Here is a 20,960-nt window from a genome sequence, read left to right as displayed (position 1 = left end):
TCATATCGTTTTTAAGCCCAGTTTTGCAGCCAACAACAACTGCTGAACAATGCCATGAAAACAGTGCAAGTCTTCCTTGTCATGCTGCTGGTCGTCACGACGGTGAAGGCGCAAAAGCCCAAATCGACCCGAAACGGTCTGCCCATCACCCTCAGTCTGTTCTCCGAATCCATCAGTCTGCCCACGTTCAGGCACCTTCAGACAGGTGGCCTGGGCCTCAAAATCGGAACCGAGCTTTTCTACCGAAACCGACCCAGCTCACAACTCATCCAGACCCTGAACGTGGGCTATTACCGCCATCCGCGGGTACAAGCCGGTTTATTTGTCAGCTCGGAATTCGGTTTCCGGAAATACGTCGGGGTGTTTTATGCCGACGCGTTGGTGGGTGGCGGTGCCTTGCTGGTGCGACCGGTTTCACCTTCCTATACACAGGATTCGAACACGGGCGAGTACCGCAAAGCCCCGGCGACGCAACTCAAATTCATGCCCACCATCAATGCCGGTCTGGGCTACCGTTTCCACCACCGAACGACGGTATTCACTCGCTACGAACTCTTTGGCGAAATGCCATTCCGTGAAATTTTACTACCCCACCAGGCCCTGCACCTGGGCGCGAGGATTTTCTTCAACTAGAAAAAAGACGATAGAAGTGAGACCTAAAAAATGAGAACCCGCTAGGTAATCTAACTTCTCTTGTCTCAATTCTGACTTCTCTAAAAACAACAACTCATGAAAAATCAATTGATTTTCAGTGCCTTCGCGTCACTGCTACTCCTGGCGTGCGAAACCGAACCCGTTCTCAAACCGACGACTGAACCCGGTTCGACAGACGAATATGCCAATCATCCTAAAAACCAGCTTTACCGGAAAGAACTGGCGGATTTTCGCCGAACGTGGAACATTCCCGGTTCTCTGATGCTGCTGAAACGCGCCGACGAACCCGTTTGGATCGGTGCTGTTGGCAAATCCAATCTGGAGCACCAGACCGACCTTCGCATCACCGATCAATTCCGAACCGGCAGCATCACCAAAGCGTTGGTGGCAACGGTGGTCATGAAAATGAAAGAAGAAGGGCAACTGCGCCTGGAAGACAATCTGGCTGCGTTGTTGCCCGAGGTGAACGGCAACATTCCGGATGCGCAGACGATTACGGTTCGGCACCTGCTGGCCCACACCAGCGGTTTAGTTGATCCGACGAACGACGACCTTCAGTATCAGCTCGATCTGTTGAACAATCCGCACCGCCGGGTTCAGCAATCGACCGACAAAATCCTGCAACGATACGTCTACGGCCGGGCGCTGGTTTTTCAGCCGGGCGATCGCTTTCAGTATTCGAATACCAATTTCTGGTTACTGGGCAAATTGATTGAGAAAATTCGGGGAAAGAGCCTGCAGACGGTTTTAGAGGAGATGATTTTTACGCCTTTCGGTCTCACCCAAACCTACCTCGACCGGCGCGACGACCGCAACGTGGTTCGGGGCTACAACGATTTTTATGCCAACGGAAAACTGATGGATGTGACGGCCATCGACCGCGCCGATGCCGACGGTCAGGCCAACGGCGGTCTGATTTCAACCGCCGGTGATTTGCTGAAATTCAGTGAGGCTTTCTTTGCCGGGAAAATCATCCGTCCGGCGTCGGTACGGGAAATGATGACGATTCAGCCCGTCCGGAAGGGAGTCAATGAATACGGTTTGGGGCTGGAATCGTATTCTTCAAACGAACTGGGCATGGGCTGGGGACACAACGGGACGCTGCTGGGCGTTGACGCCAACTGGTTTTATTTCCCCGACAGAAAGGCACTGTACGTCATTTTTAACAACAACGGCGGAGGTTCGGACAAATCATTTGTGGAGAAATTGCTGAAATGAGCAAAAACGATCGTGTTTACGGAACTTTAATTCACTTTTAAAACGAATTTAATAGGGCTTTAATGCAATTTATCGAACTTTTTATCAGGAAAAAAGTTAGCAGAAGGATTGAAACTTTTAACAAGCTAACAGTATGAAGAAGATACTTTGGATTGCCCTGTGTGCCGCTATATTTGCCGAACCGGCTGCGTATGCGCAAGAAAAACCGGCTACGACCTCAGCCACCAGTACTACGGCAACGAAGGGGAGTAAAATGAAGGGTAAACACGGCAAACACCAGGTTGTTGTCAAAAAAACGACCGTGAAAAAGACCGAAAAGAAGGGTAACTAGAAGTGAACTTAGTTGTGAAAAAAGGCAGAAATGGCGGGGAACTTCCCCGCCATTTCTATTTCAGGATCAGTCGCGAAATCACCAGTCGCTGAATTTCGCTGGTTCCTTCGCCAATGGTGCAAAGCTTGGCGTCGCGGTAGTATTTCTCGACCGGAAAATCTTTCGTATAACCGTAACCCCCGAAAATCTGCACGGCTTCGTCGGCGGCTTTCACGGCCACTTCCGACGCGTAGAGCTTCGCCATTGCCGATTCCTTTGTGACCGGTTTTCCGGCGTCCTTCAAATCGGCGGCCTGGTAGGTGAGGAGTTTGGCGGCTTCGATGGTGGTGGCCAGATCGGCGAGTTTGAACGCAATGGCCTGAAACCGGGCTATCGCCTGGCCAAACTGCTCCCGTTCCTGGGCGTATTTCAGGGCGTGTTCGTAGGCACCAAGCGCGATGCCGAGGCTCAGGGCCGCAATCGAAATCCGCCCGCCGTCCAGAATTTTCAGGGACTGCACAAAACCGTCGCCCACCGCACCGAGCCGCTGGCTGTCGGGAATGCGGCAATCCTGAAAAAGCATTTCCGCCGTTTCAGACGCTCGCATACCGAGTTTGTCTTCTTTTTTACCGCCCGAAAAACCGGGTGTGCCGCGTTCTACCACAAAAGCCGTGGCATTGTGGGGGGTGTTGGGTTCGCCCGTTCGGGCAATGACCACGGCCACATGACCGCTTTTGCCGTGTGTAATGAAATTTTTGGAGCCATTCAGCACCCAGTCTTCTCCATCCCGAACGGCCACGGTTCGCATGTTGCCGGCATCGGAACCGGTGTTGGGTTCCGTCAGCCCCCAAGCACCAATCCATTCGCCGGAGGCCAGTTTGGGTAAATACAACTGCTTTTGCGCCGGATTTCCAAACAGCAGGATGTGATTCGTACAGAGGGAGTTGTGAGCCGCCATCGACAGGCCGATGGAACCGTCCACCTTCGCTAATTCGACAATAGCACCGACATATTCCCGGTAGCCGAGTCCGGAACCGCCGTATTCTTCCGGAACCAGAATGCCCAAAAGCCCCAATTCGCCCAACTGGCGCATCGTTTCGATCGGAAAATGCTGCGACTCATCCCACTCCCGAACAAATGGCAGAATCTGGCGTGCGGCAAAATCGCGGACGGTTTGGGCAATTAGCTGTGAACTATCGTCTACTTGGTTTTCTACAATTTCTGAAGTCATGAACGAGCTATGCTGTGTGGCACTTTTACGATGATTTTAATAATAATTTACAAAAAAAAATCGACAGACCCAAGCCGGTTGGTAAATCCGTCTGCAATGGATTTAGCAATTTACTGTGCGGTCTGAAAGGATGACTAACTGACAATAAGCCAGTGCAATACCCGGAGATTATCGACCTCTGAATCACAAATTCCGGGAGGAGCGATCAGAATTAAGTAAAAAAATCTATTTTTGTGTCCTGCAAACAAGGTATACAAAAAGTACAAATCAGTTGACTTCTATCAACCTATCTTAACATAAATACAATCACTTCTCTATGAAATTAGCCGTTATTGGAACCGGATATGTCGGGCTCGTTACGGGGACCTGTTTTGCCGAAACCGGAAACCAGGTCGTCTGCGTCGACATCGACGAGCGTAAAGTTGAAAAGCTGAACAACGGAATCATTCCGATTTACGAACCGGGTCTGGATGTTTTATTCAACCGGAATACCGCCGAAGGCCGCCTGAAATTTACGACCAACCTGGCCGAAGGGATTGAAGGAGCAGAAGTTATTTTCCTGGCGTTGCCCACACCGCCGGGTGAAGACGGCTCGGCCGATTTGAAATATATTCTGAAAGTGTCGGATGATCTGGGTCCGTTGCTGAAACAATACGCGGTGATTGTCGACAAAAGTACGGTGCCGGTGGGAACCGCCGAAAAGGTGTGGCTTCACATTTCGCGGGGCGCAAAAATCGACTTCGACGTGGTGTCGAACCCCGAATTTTTGCGGGAAGGCGTTGCCGTCGATGATTTCATGAAACCGGATCGCGTCGTGATCGGAACCAAATCAGACAAAGCCAAAGCCGTTCTCAATAAGCTGTATGCCCCGCTCGTTCGGCAGGGAAACCCGGTGATTTTCATGGACGAGCGTTCGGCCGAAATGACCAAATATGCCGCCAATGCGTTCCTGGCCGTTAAAATTTCGTTCATGAACGAGATCGCCAACCTGTGCGAGAAAGCCGGTGCCAACGTCGACGACATTCGCCGGGGCATCGGAACCGACAGCCGGATTGGCAAGCGGTTTTTGTTCGCCGGGATTGGCTACGGCGGAAGTTGTTTTCCGAAAGATGTGCAGGCGCTGGCCAAAACCGCGCAGGAATACGACTACGATTTCAAAATTCTGAAGTCGGTGATGGAGGTCAACACCAAGCAGAAAAGCAAGCTGCTGCCGATCATCAAGGGCCATTTCGACGGGGATCTGAAAGGAAAAACCATCGCCGTCTGGGGGCTGGCGTTCAAACCGTATACCGACGACATCCGGGAAGCACCGGCGCTGGAAAACATCCGGGCCTTGCTGAAGGAAGGTGCCAAAGTGACGGTTTACGACCCCGAAGCAATGGACAATGTGCGGAATGTTCTGGGTAATCAGATCAACTACGCCCATACGTCATATGCTGCCCTGGACGATGCCGATGCTCTGGTGATCATGACCGAGTGGCCGTTGTTCCGCACGCCGGACTTTGGAAAAATGAACCTGTTGCTGAAAAACAAGCTGATTTTCGACGGTCGGAATGTCTACGAACTCGACCAGATGAAGGAAGTCGGGTATACGTATTACAGCATCGGGCGCGAAACCGTCACGCCGGAAGTCGCGCAAAGTGCGTAAACGGATCAACTAAAAAAACTGAAAAACTATTTATGAAACGCGTACTCATTACAGGCGGGGCTGGTTTCCTGGGGTCGCACCTCTGCGATCGGTTTATCAAAGAGGGCTACCACGTCATTGCGATGGACAACCTCATTACAGGCGACATTCGCAACATCGAACACCTGTTCCACCTGCCCAACTTCGAGTTTTATCACCACGACGTATCGAAATTCATCCACGTTTCGGGCGATCTGGACTATATTCTCCACTTCGCGTCGCCCGCCAGCCCGATCGATTACCTGAAAATTCCGATCCAGACGCTGAAAGTCGGGTCGTTGGGCATTCACAATTGCCTCGGACTGGCGCGGGTTAAAAACGCCCGGGTGCTGATCGCTTCCACCTCGGAAGTATACGGCGATCCGGCGGTTCACCCGCAAAACGAGGATTACTGGGGCAATGTGAACCCGGTTGGTCCGCGTGGGGTATACGACGAAGCCAAGCGGTTTCAGGAAGCGATCACGATGGCGTATCATACCTACCACGGTCTGGAAACGCGAATTGTGCGGATTTTCAATACCTACGGCCCCCGGATGCGGCTCAACGACGGCCGGGTTTTGCCCGCCTTCATCGGCCAGGCGCTGCGCGGTGAAGACCTCACGGTGTTCGGCGATGGTAGCCAAACCCGTTCATTCTGTTACGTCGATGACCTGGTTGAAGGCATCTACCGGTTGTTGCTGAGCGACTATGCCTACCCGGTCAACATCGGCAACCCCGGCGAGATCACCATCCGGGAATTTGGCGAAGAAATCATCAAGCTGACGGGAACCAAGCAGAAGCTGATCGTTAAACCGTTGCCTACCGACGACCCGAAACAACGTCGTCCGGACATTACACGGGCGCAGCAGATTCTGGGGTGGGAGCCGAAGGTTTCGCGGGAAGAGGGCCTACGGATTACGTACGATTACTTCCGCAGCCTGCCGGAAGAAGAATTGTACAAAGCCGCCTACCACCGGGAGTTTGCAAAAAAATAAACAGACAAACGTTTTTTCAGTGTCGCCGGACTTTAGTCCGTAACAGTCAGTCCGTTTCGGGCAGCCTGTTTCTCTGAAAAGGGTAAATGTTGGTTGGTATAAGGAGCCTGCGTAATCTTTACGACTACGCAGGCTCTTTTATTTTTTGGATTGGTATTATTCTTGATACGGAAGAGTTAATTAACTTTCGGCATTACCTCCTCTAACCCGTCCAGGTATATGATACACCCACCGATTATCCGGTGTTTCTCAACAATATGGATAAAAACCAATTCGCTCATTCTCATACCTTTTATCCTCGCTTTAACGCTTCAACTAACCGCCCATGCCACCGTTGCTTTTCCATCCGATGATTCACTTTCGACCCAAAATGGCCGCCTGACCGCCTTTCGGCACACCAGTTCGACGGATACGGTTTCGGCTAAAAACCTCCGCCGGATCGTGACCGCAAATTCCCAGCAAGCCTTGCAGGGGCAGGTGCCCGGCCTGCTGGTTCGGGCCAATTCCGGCGAACCGGGCGGGGCGGCCACCCTGCAAATTCACGGGCCGGGGCGGTTTGGCGATACCACGCCACTCGTGGTGGTGGATGGGATGATTATCGGACAAGCGGATAACCTGAACTGGCTGGCTCCAAACGCCATCGAAACCGTCGAAGTCCTCAAAGATGCAACCTCGATGGGGTTGTACGGCATGAGGGGTTCCAACGGCGTCATTTTGATTACCACCAAAAAAGGCGAAACCGGTCAGCCCCGCGTCACCGTCGATTTGTATACCGGCGTTCAGCGGACGACCCGGATGCCCCAGCTTCTCAATACCCGCCAGTACATCAGTTACATCAACGACAGCCGCTCGAACGGTGGCTTGATTCCGGCCTTTAAACTGACCAATCAAGTATCGCTCGATACGCTGCTGGGCACCAATACCGACTGGCTCGGGGCGTTGTTTCGGCCCGCTCCGGTTCGGAGTGCGTATGTGTCGGTGGCGGGGGGGAAGGAGTCGGCGCGGTACCTGATCGCTGCGGATTATTTCAAGCAGGACGGCGTCATTCTCGGCTCCGATTTCGAGCGGTTATCGATGCGGCTCAACACCGATTTCGATCTGACCGACAACCTGAAAGTGGGGCAGAACCTGACCCTTAGCCAGTCGGTTCGGCACGCCAACGACGGAACCGGGGGGCGGACGCCCATTGAACAGGCGCTGAAAAGTGCGCCCTATCTGTCGATTACCAACCCGCGACGAATTGGCGGCTACGAAGGCACTACTTACCTCGACGCCAACAACGACGCCCTGAATCCCATCGGCTTGTCGGTTTTGACCAACGACCGGCACACGTCCCTGAATCTGATCGGTGATTTGTTCGGTGAATGGACGCTGTTCGATGGCCTGACCTACCGCGCAACCCTCGGCTTCGATCTGCGCAATTTCGACCGCGCCTATTCCATGCCCGCGTTCAACATGGGCGAATACAACATCAACCTGACGGCTTCGCTGGCCCGGGCCAAACAGACGAATTACAACACCTTACTGCATCATCAACTGAGTTATTCGCACACGCTGGATGCTCATTCGCTGACGGTTCTGCTGGCGGGAAGTCGCCAGACCTACCGAAATGACGACATCCTGGCCTATGCGGATGATTTGCCCGGTAACGACATCCGGTCATTGACGGCCGGTCAATCCTCGCGCAACCGGACGGTGGGCGGCACCTACGCGTTCTACCGGGTGGTGAGTCTGATGGGCCAGTTGTCGTACGATTTTCAGAAAAAATACTGGTTGACGGCGGCAGTCCGGCGCGATGGTTCGTCGCGTTTCGGACCGGGACACCGCTTTGGGGCGTTTCCGTCGGTGGGAGCGGCCTGGTACCTTAACAAAGAGCGGTTTTTGGAATCGGTGCCGTATCTGAATACCGTCAAACTCCGGGTAGGGTGGGGAAAAAGCGGCAACGACAACGTCGGGGATTTTCAATATGCTTCACTCATCGCGCAAAACTACAATTATCCGTTCGGCCCCACCAACTCATTTCTGGGCGTCGGGGCGTTTCCAAGTACCTTGCCCAACACCGGCATTCGCTGGGAAACGACCACGACCAGCAACGTCGGGTTGGATATCAATGCCCTGGAAAACAGTGTGAAACTGCGGGTCGACTATTTCCGGAAACAGACCACGAATTTGCTGGTGGAGGTGCCTTTGCCAGCGTCGGTGGGCGCTGCGGCTCCGCTGACCAATGCCGGGGTGGTCGATAATTCCGGGATCGATCTGAGTCTGACGGGCGAACGGAGCAACGACTGGATCAGCTTCAGCCTGACCGGTTTTGCCAGTTGGCAGAAAAACAAGGTGGTTTCGCTGGGCGACCGGCCCGATCCGGTTTTGGGTGGATTGGTGCAGGATGAAACGGTAACGGCCACGGCGGTAGGGCAACCCGTGGGCAGTTACTACGGTTTTCAGCGGGTGGGTATTTTCCAGACCCGCGACGAAATCATCAAGAACCCCAGCCTGACCGGAACCGAACCCGGCGACATTCGCTACGCGGATTTGAACAAGGACGGCAAAATCACGGACGCGGACAAAACCTTCCTCGGTAGCCCGATTCCGACGGTCTATTACGGTTTTTCAGCGTCGGTGAGCGGGGCCGGTTTTGACCTGTCGGTCTTGCTGCAAGGGGCGTCGGGCAACCAGCTTTACAACGCCACAGCCTACTGGCTGAACGGGTATCTGGGCCGGTACAACGCCGGAACGGAAGTGCTCAGCCGCTGGACGCGCGAAAAACCGTCGACCACGCAGCCCCGCGCGGATGCGTCCGGAACCCGGAATTTTCGCCCGTCCGACCGCTTTGTGGAAGATGGCAGTTATTTTCGGTTAAAGTCCCTGCAACTGGGCTACACCTTGCCTGAATCGCTGACCTCGACTTTTGGCGCCAGCCGATTGCGGGTGTATGTCGGGGCGCAAAATCTGTTTACAAAAACAAAATATTCCGGTTTCGATCCTGAATTTGCCAGCAATCAGGCCCTGGGCGAAGGCATTGATGTCGCCCAGCAACCACAGTCAAGAATGTTCCTGGGGGGATTACAGCTTAATTTTTAATGGTTTACGGTTTTCGGTTTACGGTGAGCTGACGCATTCAACCTGTACGCGCGCCAGCCCACCGTAAACTGAAAACCGTGAACTGAAAACCGAGTTCATATGAAAAAGATAAGCACGCTTTTGCTGGTGGCCGGGTTGGTGGCTGGTTGCAGCGACAAGGCGCTGGACGTTCAGAATGTGAATGTGCTGACGACGGATAACTATTACAAAACGGAAGAAGATGCACTCAAGGCCGTCAATGCGACTTATGCGACCCTGGCGTCGCCGGATCTGTATTCCCAGATCATGCATTTGACCCAGGAACTGATGTCGGACGAAACCGAGGCCACGGTGTCGACCAGTCCGAGTCTGGTGTTGATGCGTGAAGCCGAAGCCGATGCCAGTACGGAAGTGTTCAATTTTCTATGGACGGGCTGTTACCAGGGTATTTACCGGGCCAATCTGGCCATCACCCGCATTCCGGGCGTTCCAATGAACGAAGCGAAGAAGAGCCGTTTGCTGGGCGAAGCGTATTTTCTGCGGGCGTTGTATTACTTCACGCTGGTGACGAATTTCGGCGATGTGCCGCTGATTCTGAAAGTAGTCGATGTGAGTAAACCCGAAGAGAAGCAACCGACCCGGATTGCGGTTCCGCAGGTGTATGCGGCCATTCTGAAAGATTTCGAGGAAGCCGAAAAACGCTTGCCGGTTTTGTATGAAGGCGACGAAATTGGCCGGGCCACACGCGGAGCCGCCAAAGGATTCCGGGCCAAAGCCTTGTTGTATCGGGCCAACCTGACCAACAGCCAGACCGATTACGCGGCCGCAGCCAAACTGTTTAAGGAGATCATCGACTCCAACGTCTACGATCTGGTGCCGAACTACCGCGATAACCACACGAATGTCAATGAGAACAACAAGGAGTCACTTTTTGAAGTCCAGTTTTCGGCAACGGTCAATCCCGGTGCGTTCTGTGATGAATGCGGAACGGGCGGGTTGCGGCCCCTCGAAATGGGCGTTCGGGGCCGGGCCTACAACAACGTGATTCCGTCGGAATGGTATGTCAAGCAGTTTGAAGTGGGCGACACGCGCCTGCTAGCGTCGGTTTTTGGGCCACAGGGGAGCAAATTCGACGGGCTGGATTATTACAAAGTGCTGGAGTACACGTCCTGGTTCGACGTTTTACCGGCGGATTTTGCCGTCCGAAAATACCAGAAAGATGGCGGAAACGAGTTCGACTGGACGACGGGTTCGGACGTGAACATCCGGCTGCTGCGTTTTGCCGATGTTCTGCTGATGTTTGCCGAAGCCACCAATTCAGCCTCCGGGCCGACTGCCGAGGCCTATGCCGCCGTCAACCGCGTTCGGAAACGGGCGGGTTTGAAGGAACTCGACCCCGGTTTGTCTAAAACCGCTTTCATGGAGTGGATCGACCATGAGCGGGTGGTGGAACTTGGGCTGGAAGGCCACCGCTGGCGGGATCTGGTTCGCTGGAAAAAAGCCTACCTGGAACTGACCTCCAAAGGCCGTCCTTTCGATGAAAAGAAGCATTATCTATTTCCCATTCCCGCCAAGGAACGCCAGCTCAATCCGAATCTGACGCAGAATCCGGGGTGGTGAAAAAGCAAAGGAATAATGAATATCGAATGTTGAATACCGAATATCGATGTGATTGATCCGGCTTTCGATATTCGACATTCAATATTCGTTATTTAAAGCTTAAACACATAACTGCCTGAACCAATAGCCACGACGGTTTGGGCGGTTTCCGTCCGCAGCACCTTGATCTCTTTCTGCTGATCAAGGGGTTTGCCGCTTTCCAGAATCGGGCTTCCGGTGGCGTTGGGCAAATAGACCGTCGCGATGGTGTTGGCCGGAATGCTCACCATCAGTTCCAGTTGACTACCGGTTTTTTTCCATTCACTCCGGATCGGGCCGTAAGGCGAATGATACCGGACGCGGGTGTGGGTGATGTCTCCCACGACCTCGGGTTTGATGACGATCGCTTTGAAACCCGGCACGTTTTCGTCCTGCTGAATCCCGCCCAGGCCGCTGTAAAGCCATTCCATGAGGTGTCCGAGCATGAAATGGTTGTTGGAGACAAACCGCAGGGCGGGCCAGGATTCGGTCAGGGCGGTGGCGCCGTGAGCCAGTTGGTAGCCGTATCCCGGCACATCGGTACGGTTGTTCATGGCGTAAATGGCGTCCGAAGCGCCGATCTGACCCAGCGCCAGCAGCAAATACCGGAACCCGATGTCGCCCGCCGTCAGGCTGTAGTGGTTGTCTTTGAGGTTTTTCAATAAACTGGCTGTCACGGCGGCCTGGTTGTCGGGCGTCACCAGCTTCATGTAAATCGGCATGGCGTTGGACGTCTGGCTTCCTGATCCATACTGCCCTTTTTGGGCGTCGTAATACGTTTCATTGAACGCCTTTTTAACGGACTGAGCCCGTTGCTGAAATTGATCGGCGTCGGCGGTTTTGCCCAGCAAACGGGCGGTTTTTTCCAGAATGGTCAGGTCGTAAAAGTAGGTGGCTGTGGCCGTAATGCCTTTGGGTGTCAACTGCGATTCGCCCGGCGGTTTGGGTCCCAGATCGCACCAGTCGCCCAAACCGTGGGTCAGAATGTGGTTATTGGCTTTGGTGCCCAGGTAGGCCACGTACTTTTTCATCATGTCGTAACTTTCCACCAGAATGCTTTTATCACCGTACCACTGGTAAGTATACCACGGCAGAATCACCCCGGCGCTGCCCCATTCCGGGGAGTCACGAAAACCGCTGGCGAAGGCGGTGTATTCGGGGGCAATGTCGGGAATGAGGCCATTGGCCAACTGTGCCGACTGCATATCCCGAATGATTTTCGGCAGCAGCGTCGCCAGATCGTAGGTATACCGGGCCGAGCCACTCATGAGGTGCGTCTCTTCCAGCCAGCCCAGTTTCTCGCGGTGCGGGCAATCGGTCAGCGTGCTCACCATGTTGCTTTTGATGGCCCAGTCGATGAGTCGGTCGATGCGGTTAAACAGCTCGTTCGAACACGAAAACGCCCCGACGGTTTCGGCTGAACCCCGAATGTGCAGGCCTTTGACGGCTTTCAAAACCGGAATTTCAGCGGAAGGCATCGCGATCGTACTCAGCAGCCCCTGGGCAGGAACCGCACCTTCGATTTGCAGATACCGGAAACCGTAGTACGTGAAGCGCGGATGCCAGGTTTCGGTGCCGGTTCCTTTGAGGGTATACCGGTAAAAATGCGGTTGGCCGCTGGACTGCTGCGTGACCAGACTATCGTCACCCAACAACTCGCCGGGCGTTATTTTGATGATGGAACCGGTTTTTCCCGTTACCGAAATCTGCGGAATCCCAGACATGTTCTGCCCCAGATCGATCACGTAAATACCGGCTTTGGGCTGCGTGATCCGCACCGGTTTGAAGGTTTCCATGATCTTGACCGGCGGTGCGGTTTGCGACCGCAGTTGGGGCGATCCCTGCACCACGAGCGGAGTTTGCCAGTCGGTATCATCAAAACCGGCTTCCATCCAGCCCGAAATGTCTTTGGTGGCGTCCCAGTCTTCACCCCCGTAAATACTCGAATAGGTGATCGGGCTTTGCGTCACTTTCCATGATTGATCGGTAACTACCTCCTGATACGTCCCGTCTTCGTACGCCAGTTGCAGTTTGCAGATCAGTTTCGGATAGCCAAACGAACCCACAATTTTCCGGTAGCGTTCAACGGGAATGTTATAGAAACCGTTGCCGAGGAGCACACTCAACACTTTTGCGCCCCTTCTGAGCGCAGTCGTTACGTCGTAAGTTGCATACAGGGCGTAGTGATCGTAGTTCGTCCACCCGGGATCGATGAAATGGTCTTTTACGCGTCGCCCGTTGAGGCTCAGTTCGTAATGGCCCAAACCGGAAATGAAAGCCGTGGCTCGCTTCAGCGGTTTTTCCAGCCGGAATTCTTTCCGAAACTGGGGCAGCGCATTCTGGGCCGATTTCCGGTCTCCCAACGGTTTGTCCGCATTGGGGTCGTGGACAAACGGAACAATCCGTTCCGATGCGGGCAGTTCTTCCAGCGCAATCCACTGCGCCTTGCCCCAGTCGGCTTTGGTTAGCAAACCCATTTGCCAGGTAGCGGGGGGGCTCCAGCCCGACGGCAGGCCGTCTTTGTCCCAGATCTGCACTTTCCAGTAATACGACTGGCTCGCCAACAGCGGTTTGCCTTCGTACGGCACCTGAATCGACTGGTCGGAAATGCGTTTGCCCGAATCCCAGAGGTTGCCCTGACCAGCCGCCAGCGTCTGCGGATTGTCGGATACCAGAATCCGGTAAGCGGTTTGCTTTTGCCCCCGAACCGCCGACACCATCTGCCAGCTCAGCCGGGGCTGACGGCTTTCGACACCGAGCGGATGATCCCGGGAATCGCACCGAAGCCGGGTGAGCGGAACCGGTTCGGCGGTCCAGGCATTGAAACTAAGCAGGCAAAAAAAGAGGAACGGGTAAAAGGGCAGTCTCATAACGCGTTCGGGGGCTTTCGCAGGCTGGAAAAGTCAGGCGACAATCGCCCGTTCATTGTCCTCAAAAGCGCTGCGGTTCAGGAAGTCTACCCACTGGTCTAAAAGTTTAACCTACGGTTTTCGAAATGCGGGTCAAGACCGGCCTGCCGGCGCCGTTGCAATCCGCAGTAAAAGACCGGTACAGATTTTGCCTGCTTTCAATAAACTGACACTGGCGAAAGCGTGTCCTGTACATCCAACGTTATTCATCGATGACCATCAAATGAGAAGAATTGTTCTTTATACACTGGGTGGAGGGCTGGCGATCGCTTTCCTGGTTTATCTCTTCAAAACGTATTTTCCGTTTCATAACGAAAGCCCTCCGGTGGCACTGATTAATCACGACTTTGAAGAGAGCGTGGTTGGCATATTCGATCGGAAAAATCAGCTAAAAAAGGGACTGGTAAACTCATTTCATACCCTTTCGGTAACCCTGGACCGAACCGTTCAGGAAGCCGCTCTGCAAAAACTGGTTTCAGAACTACCGGCTGATCTTCCGGTTTTAATCACCGTTCAGATGGCCGTTTCGCCGGATCAGGAGAATGGCCTTGATGAAATTTTAGAAGGCCGGTTTGACGACTCTATCAAAACGTTTTGCGAGGCAATAACCCAACATAAATCGGAAATCTACCTGCGGTGGAGTCCGGAAATGGAAGTGCCGGTACGGCTTTATTTGTGGCAGTACCAGTCACCGGTTGTATACATCGATGCGTTCCGGTATTTCGCAAAATGCTGCAAAACCGCATCGCCAAAGACTAAAATGGTCTGGGGGCCAGCCGGTTATCCCGGAGCTGACGAATACTGGCCGGGAGAAGAAGCGGTCGATTTGATCAGCATTACCCTCGATGGTAAATCCGAACAACTGGCCACGGCGTATCCCCGGGTCGCGAATCCAATTACGGCCATAAAGCGGAAAATACATCGGATGCGGTTTATGGATAAGCCCCTGCTTATTCTGGCATCCCGGAAGGAAAAGGCCGATCCATCGCTTTCGAAAACGATACAGGAAGCGATTGCGGAGATCAAAAAAGAAGCACACGGTATATATGCGAATCTGTCTAAAAGACCGGCTATTGAGAATGCGGTGACGCAGGCAATGTCGAAACCGGAAATTGGCGTATATGATCCGAAACAGTTTCTGGTTAAATCAAAATCCATACAGGCAGAACATCTTTTTATTGATTTGGAGGCTGTTCAGGACGGCAGTTTTGCCAAAGAATTTAAAGCCGTTGTCGCGCGAAATCATGATGTGATTATCAGCATGGAACCGTGGAAAGATCGAAAAATCCGAAAAGATACCAACGTGTTATCGAATACAATTTCCGGCGTTTATGACGACGAATTCAGGGCGGTTTATCAAGTCATTTCGGCGACTACGCAAACCGTTTATTTGCGATTTGCACACGAAATGGAGATTCCCATTCAGCGATATGCGTGGCAAAGTCAGGACCCGGTTTTATACAGCAAAGCGTTCCGGTATTTCATGAATTTTGACGGAAAAAGAGCGAAAAATATCCGGCGCGTGTGGGGACCCGCCGGTGACCGGGGCTCCTTGGAATGGTGGCCCGGCGACGATGTGGTCGACTACATCAGCGTGGCGATTTATGGACTTCCCGACAAAAATATCACCGATCCCGCCCGCCAGGAGTCATTCCAGACCATTTACAGCCGCAAACAGTACCGGATGCGATTGGTGAACAAGCCAATTTTTGTGACCGAATTTGGAGTGAAAGGCCCGGAAGATTTCCAGAAGAGATGGCTGGAAGAGGCTGCCAACGTGCTGAACGCGCACCCGGAAGTGTTTGGCGTTTGTTACTTTAATCTGGCCGATAACCCGAAAGTCTGGGGCAAGATCCCTCCCCCGGACTGGAGCATCAGCAAGCCGACTTTCGATCATTTTGTCCGAACGCTGGCCGACCACCGCTGAGGGATGCTGTCCCTGGGCCGGGTAGAGGCCGTGACCGGAAGCGGGGTATGGAGTGTCGAGCGGACGATGTCCAGAACTGTATTTCCTTTCAAAACATACAGATAAAGCTGGTAGCTCGATGGGTTTTCCGGGATGGTAAGTAATAAACGAGGCCCTTTGCCCACATTTTTTACCGAAACGGGGTTTTCGAAGCGGTCCATTTTTACCAGTTTCCACTCCAGGCGAAAAGTGACCGGTACTGCCTGGGCCAGCACCCACTGATCGGTGTTGCGGATGAGTGCATGGTAGGGAAGCTGCGCCCCGGGAAAGGTGCCCAGGGCAGGTTTCAGGATTTTAATGGGAGGAGGCAACACTGGCAGGGACGTCCCTTTCCAGGTATGACGCAATTGCAAGATCGCTAGCTTTGTACGACCCTCATGGTCTTTTAACCCGTTGAAACTAACCCAGTCAGTGGTTTGTTCATCCTGCCAGTTTTCAATAAATAAACCGGTTGTTGTTTTTGGAAGTTTGGCATATTCGCTGACGCTAATTTCACTAAAAAAATACGGAACCTGTAGTTTAACCAGTTGTGAAACGGCTCGTGATGGTTTCTTCAAAACCAGCCCGAAAGCGTCGATAGCCGGAATAAAATGGTGGAACCGGTTCGTAAGTTGTACCAGATTTTCCGATACGTCCAGATTGACGGTGACGGGTTTATCCGGATCAATTTGTTTCAGCTCGTTGACGACCGATTTGAGCCACGACAGGTAGGCATATTCCTGATAAAGCAGATCCGGTTTGTAATAATAACGGGAAAGTTTCTGAAATGAGGTATTACCCATATTCCAGGAGACAATTTCGGGATGGCCTTTCAGGTTTCGGACGGCATCCAGAATGGTAGCGCGTAAGTCCGCCAGCTTATCCTGATCAGTTACAAAATTAATCTTGTCTGGTATCCAGAAACTGTAGTGAATTGTAAGGCCGGTTTTTTGTGCTGTATTCAGAAGGTTATGCTCGTAAATACTGGGTCCGCTGTATTTAAGGGTCGTGATGCCCAGTTCTTTCATTTCCTTGAAATCGGTTAGAAAATCTTTTTTGGTAAAAACCGACCGACTTTTCATCCAGTTCTGCCCCTTGGTGTAATTGATGCCTTTGGTACCGATAAAAAAGTTTCGGTTAGCCGGGCGGGAGCGGGCGAGCGGTTCGGCCGCTTCTGCCAACACCGGTATTGTTTTTTCTGCGGACGAAACACCTGCTTTAAGTTCCGGGTTCTGACCTTCTAAAAACCGCAGTGAATCCGGCGACTGAATCCGCCAATCCCGCGCGTCGTTGCTTAACCCTCCATTGACCAAAACGAGTCCCTTTATTTCAGGAAAGGTTCGCTGTGCCGACTGAATGGCCTTTTTTAACCAGTCGGTTTGCTGGTTTGCCGAGCGTAAAGCACCCAATTCAGTGAGCAGAACCGGTAGGCCGGAACGAAAGATGGGATTTTGGTGGAAGGGGTTATAGCGGTCTTCCAGAGAACGGTTTTTTTGGTCCGCCTTGACAAAACCGTCATTCAAGACCGTAACGCCGATCCAGTCGACGTAGTCTTTACCGGGGAAATAGGCATCGATAGCGTCGACTGTTCCGGGGCTCCAGACCCAGATTACCGAGTAAACACCCTGCTTTGAAAAATAGTTGTGGACGTATTTCCAGGCTTCTTTGAAGTCGTCCGGCGCGTTTTTAGTTGGCTTAGGCCCCTGATAAACCGGATTGTCGGCTTCCGGAGCGAAGCGAAGAAAGACGGGACGATGCAGTGCTTTTAGTTGTTCTGAAAACCTGAGAAGATAGGAATCGTAGTGGCCTTCGACAACCTGGTGAAAAAAGAATCCGTTTGTATCAGCACTATTTTTTGTCTGGTAGTTTGCAAAAACAACCGGTCTGGGTTCCCAGCTAATCAGGGGAATAGAGCCATTTCGATAAACGGAATCGATCGATTTGAGTGGTAAATACCCCTCCTGTTTATCCCCCCAGGGTATGTAAAGCGAGATAAGGTCAACCTGAACCTGAGTAGATGCCTGGTAGGATTTGATTGTACGCACGGAAGAAATTCCACCGGGTTTGTCCGGCGAATACATTCCATACAGAAAAAGATGGTCTTTGTGAGTGAACAGGGAATGAGTCGTCTCGGTTTTAGAATGAAATTTTGCAAAAAACAGAATGGAGAAAACCAGAATTCCGGTGATCCATAGTGCGGTATGGCGCAGTCCGGTATACAGCCACCGTCGCAAAATCCAGAAATACCCTTTTCCCTCTTGGATGACTTTGATCAGGTCGTTCAGGAGAGGATAGCGCTCTTTAACCGCTCTGAACTGCTGCTGTCGACTGGCCGCAATGGTAAAAATCATGAACAGGCTATTCAGGCCGGCAAAACCCGCCATGATCAGATTGTAGGGGTTCCAGTCCGTATATAAACCGTAAGTGATCGCCAGAATAGACAGGGTCAGAATCGACAGATTCGGGATGTTCAGGGGCCAGTTATTGGCTTCGTTTCCATCTTTTGGCGTAGGAACATAAGGTACTTTTTTCCTGAACAGGGTGTAGATGAAGCCCAGGATAAAGATCCACCAGGTTCCGATCATAAGCAGTCCTCCTACAATGTGAAAACCGCGTTCTTCGTCCTCCATCACCCACCATTGTACGAAGTGCCGGATCAGCACAATGGATGCGGTAAACGGCAGGCCGATGGAAACGAATTCGGCCAGATCGATGTGCATGGGGCTCACGCCAAAGAACAGGGCAAGGATAGGAATTAAAAAGTTGATCAGATACAAAACGCCGGACAAATAATGGAGTGGAATGACACCGTAATGCAGTTTTTGCCGCCATGTAAATTGCGTAAAAAGCCGGGGATAGGTCGTGAAAAGCAGCTCAAAAACCCCGCGTGACCATTTCAGTTGCTGTTTGTAATAGGCTGACAGCGTGGACGGAACGAGACCGCGCGCCAAAACCGCCGGAACATACACCGACTTCCATCCTTTGGCGTGCAACTGCATGGAGGTGTGCATGTCTTCGGCTAACCCGGCCGCATGACCGCCGATGGATTCGAGGGCGGTGCGCCGGAAGGTGCAGTTCGCCCCAATCGCCAGAACAGTTCCGTACCGGTTCATGGTCATCATCATCGGGCCGTAAAACTGGTACGTTTGCTGGGCTGCCCCTTTGGCAATCAGGCCCTCATCGTAGTTTTTATAGGCCTGGACAATCTGCACATACCCAACCGCCGGGTTGTTGAAATGCGTGACGATGGGGTCCAGAAAATGCGGAAAAGGAACATGATCCGGATCCAGAATGACGCACAATTCGCCGGACGAATGGGCCAGGGCGTTGTTGATATTCCCTGCTTTGGCGTCTTTTTTATCGGTGCGGGTGATGTGATGGACGCCCAGTTTTTGGCACACCTCCCGCAGATAAGGATCGTCGGCTTCATCGCAGAGGTAGGTGGTGTGCGGATGGGTGATCGCCTGAATGGCCGTCAGCGTTTCGATGATCATTTCGTACGGTTCTCCGGCACAAAATGTGGTAAAAATATCGACGGTATACGGTTTGATGGCGGGCGGTGTTTCGGGAACGGTTATGTAAAAATAATGGTACCATTCATGCAGAATTTTAAGACACGTAAATCCAAACGCAACCATCAGCATCCAGTACAGAGGCAAATAGCCTCTGACCGACGCTTTCAGCATGTTTTCCATGAAAAAGACCAGGGACGCCAACCCTAAAAAGATCATCAGGCGAAGCGTGAAGCGTTCGCGTTTCGATGGCGGTTTTACGGACGGAATGGATTTCATGGGTCACTTACCACGTAAAAAGGGGTGTTACAGGTGGCGAAATTCCCATTTTGGAGGTAAATGGTTGCAAACACACGATAAGGCCCTTCCAGGTCGGGCGCAGAAAAAGTCGCCTTTAGATTCTGATTTTTTTGGAATAAGCCCTCGATTGGTTTGAGCTTTTTGGTGCTGTTTTGGTTGTTTTCCCGGTACCAGTCTTCCGGCAAAATTTGCCATTTAACAGTTTTGATCTGGTCATTGGTTTTATACAGAAATACCTCCGCCGTTGACAAACTTCCCGGGCTTAGCAGAATATTATCGCGGGCTCCTTTTTGATTCACCAGCATGTACCGGAGTTCAGGAAACGGTTCGGGCGATGGTTTGCCGGTCCAGATATACTTCATGATGGCCACCGGTTCAGCGGGTGCCCCGGCTTCGTCAAACAGGCTAAACCAGGTGGGCGTGGTTTCCTGTTTATTTCCCCAGAAAAAAACAAAAGAGCCTAAAAACCGGGGATCTTCCCGGGGAACATCCTGCTCATACCGCTTTAAATAAAAGTCGGCTTTTTTCTTACTCGTGTTTTCAATGTAGGCACCCCAGGCGGTTTGTTCCGTCCCTTCCCAGGGACCGTCGATTCCCCATTCAGTCAGCAGATAAGGCCCGTTCCAAAACCAGGAAAAATCCGCCAGGTCTTTCCGCAGGGATTTGATGTTGCTGTAGATGTTAAACGAGAGCAGATCGACATCGCAGCGGGTGGTGATGTTGAAAATATATTTGGTATTAAAATTCAGGATTACGGTAGTAACGGGATGGTCAGGATCATCCCGGTGAATCATATCCGTAATCGCATTAAACGTGGTGTAAAACCGGTAATACGAAAAACCGAACGGGAAGTCGAGTTCGTTGCCCAGGCTCCACATCAAAACCGCCGGATTGTGCTTGAAGCGGTTGACAACAACCTGCAAGGCTTTGAGGTGGGAGGCCACTTTTACCGGATCGTTGTAAAAAGACATATCGTCATTCATGGGAAGCGGCAGACCCACAACCACGGCCAGGTGGTTCGCCTGTGCACTGTCCAAAAGGCTCGCAAGCCGGGTAGTATCCCAGGTTCTGAGCGTATTTCCGCCCGATTCTTTTAACGTATGGAAGTGCGAATAGCCGGCGGCTCCCTTGATTTCAAAAGGTCGCCCGTTTCGGTGGAGGATGAATTTTTCGCCTACTTCCTTGATCGATACAGTTCGCTGGCGGGGTTGGTCGTTTGGGTTGTGGCACTGCGATAGCCCGGTCAATAGCACGATACTGCCAAGGAAAAGAATTGTCAGAACTGAAGCTTTCGTTGGTAACCTCACCGTTTGATGTTCAGAAATAGTAACATACGGAATTGATCAGGCCGGATCAGCCAGAGCATCTCTTTCTAAGTCTACGCGGTAAACGCTGCAAACATCATTCCAATTCCCGTTTAGATTTCCAGAAAAAGAACTTTAAAAAAACGGTGAAAGGTCCGCAAGTCAGGTATTATTTCCGCTCAAAAATGCGCAAAATGATGTTTTAATCTGACGGTATT

12 protein-coding genes are annotated in these 20,960 nt (G+C 52.3%); 8 read left to right on the top strand and 4 right to left on the bottom strand.

Translation table 11 applies throughout. From position 1 onward, the window contains the following. Positions 1–54 precede the first annotated feature (54 nt). The 3 genes from ACS5NO_RS27810 to ACS5NO_RS27800 all read left to right on the top strand — a co-directional run bounded on the left by ACS5NO_RS27810 (position 55) and on the right by ACS5NO_RS27800 (position 2,203). Positions 55–633: a hypothetical protein gene (locus tag ACS5NO_RS27810; RefSeq protein WP_150879919.1), complete on the top strand. Its 579-nt coding sequence runs from the start codon at positions 55–57 to the stop codon at positions 631–633. 96 nt (positions 634–729) lie between these two features. Continuing rightward, positions 730–1,872 (top strand): serine hydrolase domain-containing protein, encoded by a 1,143-nt coding sequence (locus ACS5NO_RS27805; RefSeq protein ID WP_439418156.1) that lies wholly within the window; start codon positions 730–732, stop codon positions 1,870–1,872. A 133-nt stretch (positions 1,873–2,005) separates the two neighbouring features. After that, positions 2,006–2,203, top strand: a complete 198-nt coding sequence (locus tag ACS5NO_RS27800; RefSeq protein WP_439418155.1) for a hypothetical protein — start codon at positions 2,006–2,008, stop codon at positions 2,201–2,203. Positions 2,204–2,258: 55 nt separating this feature from the next. Here the strand turns inward: ACS5NO_RS27800 and ACS5NO_RS27795 are convergent, their stop codons facing one another. Next, entirely contained in the window at positions 2,259–3,413 is a 1,155-nt protein-coding gene (locus ACS5NO_RS27795) for an acyl-CoA dehydrogenase family protein (protein ID WP_439418154.1), read from the bottom strand. A 316-nt stretch (positions 3,414–3,729) separates the two neighbouring features. On the opposite strand from ACS5NO_RS27795, the gene ACS5NO_RS27790 reads away from it, so the two are divergent. The 4 genes from ACS5NO_RS27790 to ACS5NO_RS27775 all read left to right on the top strand — a co-directional run bounded on the left by ACS5NO_RS27790 (position 3,730) and on the right by ACS5NO_RS27775 (position 10,754). Beyond that, the gene (locus ACS5NO_RS27790; protein WP_439418153.1) at positions 3,730–5,061 is read left to right on the top strand and encodes a UDP-glucose dehydrogenase family protein; all 1,332 of its coding nucleotides are present in this window, start codon (positions 3,730–3,732) and stop codon (positions 5,059–5,061) included. A 32-nt stretch (positions 5,062–5,093) separates the two neighbouring features. After that, on the top strand, positions 5,094–6,074 hold the full coding sequence (locus tag ACS5NO_RS27785; protein WP_114404976.1) for a UDP-glucuronic acid decarboxylase family protein: 981 nt from the start codon (positions 5,094–5,096) through the stop codon (positions 6,072–6,074). Positions 6,075–6,293: 219 nt separating this feature from the next. Then, positions 6,294–9,155 (top strand): SusC/RagA family TonB-linked outer membrane protein, encoded by a 2,862-nt coding sequence (locus tag ACS5NO_RS27780; RefSeq protein ID WP_439418152.1) that lies wholly within the window; start codon positions 6,294–6,296, stop codon positions 9,153–9,155. A gap of 99 nt (positions 9,156–9,254) precedes the next feature. Beyond that, positions 9,255–10,754 (top strand): RagB/SusD family nutrient uptake outer membrane protein, encoded by a 1,500-nt coding sequence (locus tag ACS5NO_RS27775; RefSeq protein ID WP_439418151.1) that lies wholly within the window; start codon positions 9,255–9,257, stop codon positions 10,752–10,754. A gap of 92 nt (positions 10,755–10,846) precedes the next feature. Here ACS5NO_RS27775 and ACS5NO_RS27770 read toward each other — a convergent pair whose 3' ends face one another. Continuing rightward, on the bottom strand, positions 10,847–13,642 hold the full coding sequence (locus tag ACS5NO_RS27770) for a glycoside hydrolase family 78 protein (protein WP_439418150.1): 2,796 nt from the start codon (positions 13,640–13,642) through the stop codon (positions 10,847–10,849). 262 nt (positions 13,643–13,904) lie between these two features. On the opposite strand from ACS5NO_RS27770, the gene ACS5NO_RS27765 reads away from it, so the two are divergent. After that, complete coding sequence (locus ACS5NO_RS27765; RefSeq protein ID WP_439418149.1) at positions 13,905–15,608, top strand: glycoside hydrolase family 26 protein; 1,704 nt, start codon at positions 13,905–13,907, stop codon at positions 15,606–15,608. Here ACS5NO_RS27765 and ACS5NO_RS27760 read toward each other — a convergent pair. Both ACS5NO_RS27760 and ACS5NO_RS27755 read right to left on the bottom strand, forming a co-directional pair. Continuing rightward, complete coding sequence (locus ACS5NO_RS27760; RefSeq protein WP_439418148.1) at positions 15,575–19,417, bottom strand: glycosyltransferase; 3,843 nt, start codon at positions 19,415–19,417, stop codon at positions 15,575–15,577. The genes ACS5NO_RS27765 and ACS5NO_RS27760 overlap by 34 nt on opposite strands. After that, positions 19,414–20,691 carry a glycoside hydrolase family 2 TIM barrel-domain containing protein gene (locus tag ACS5NO_RS27755; RefSeq protein ID WP_439418147.1) on the bottom strand — a complete coding sequence of 426 codons (1,278 nt, stop codon included), beginning with the start codon at positions 20,689–20,691 and terminating at the stop codon, positions 19,414–19,416. Before ACS5NO_RS27755 ends, ACS5NO_RS27760 begins: the two co-directional genes overlap by 4 nt. Between the last annotated feature and the right edge of the window lie 269 nt (positions 20,692–20,960).

The sequence above is a fragment of the Larkinella fluvii genome (genome assembly GCF_051857545.1).
Classification (GTDB): domain Bacteria; phylum Bacteroidota; class Bacteroidia; order Cytophagales; family Spirosomataceae; genus Larkinella.
This window is presented reverse-complemented; position numbering and strand designations above follow the sequence as displayed.

Coding starts and splice junctions, on each gene's coding strand:
- ACS5NO_RS27810 (WP_150879919.1), top strand. CDS start 55: ATGAAAACAGTGCAAGTCTTCCTTGTCATGCTGCTGGTCGTCACGACG.
- ACS5NO_RS27805 (WP_439418156.1), top strand. CDS start 730: ATGAAAAATCAATTGATTTTCAGTGCCTTCGCGTCACTGCTACTCCTG.
- ACS5NO_RS27800 (WP_439418155.1), top strand. CDS start 2,006: ATGAAGAAGATACTTTGGATTGCCCTGTGTGCCGCTATATTTGCCGAA.
- ACS5NO_RS27795 (WP_439418154.1), bottom strand. CDS start 3,413: ATGACTTCAGAAATTGTAGAAAACCAAGTAGACGATAGTTCACAGCTA.
- ACS5NO_RS27790 (WP_439418153.1), top strand. CDS start 3,730: ATGAAATTAGCCGTTATTGGAACCGGATATGTCGGGCTCGTTACGGGG.
- ACS5NO_RS27785 (WP_114404976.1), top strand. CDS start 5,094: ATGAAACGCGTACTCATTACAGGCGGGGCTGGTTTCCTGGGGTCGCAC.
- ACS5NO_RS27780 (WP_439418152.1), top strand. CDS start 6,294: ATGATACACCCACCGATTATCCGGTGTTTCTCAACAATATGGATAAAA.
- ACS5NO_RS27775 (WP_439418151.1), top strand. CDS start 9,255: ATGAAAAAGATAAGCACGCTTTTGCTGGTGGCCGGGTTGGTGGCTGGT.
- ACS5NO_RS27770 (WP_439418150.1), bottom strand. CDS start 13,642: ATGAGACTGCCCTTTTACCCGTTCCTCTTTTTTTGCCTGCTTAGTTTC.
- ACS5NO_RS27765 (WP_439418149.1), top strand. CDS start 13,905: ATGAGAAGAATTGTTCTTTATACACTGGGTGGAGGGCTGGCGATCGCT.
- ACS5NO_RS27760 (WP_439418148.1), bottom strand. CDS start 19,417: ATGAAATCCATTCCGTCCGTAAAACCGCCATCGAAACGCGAACGCTTC.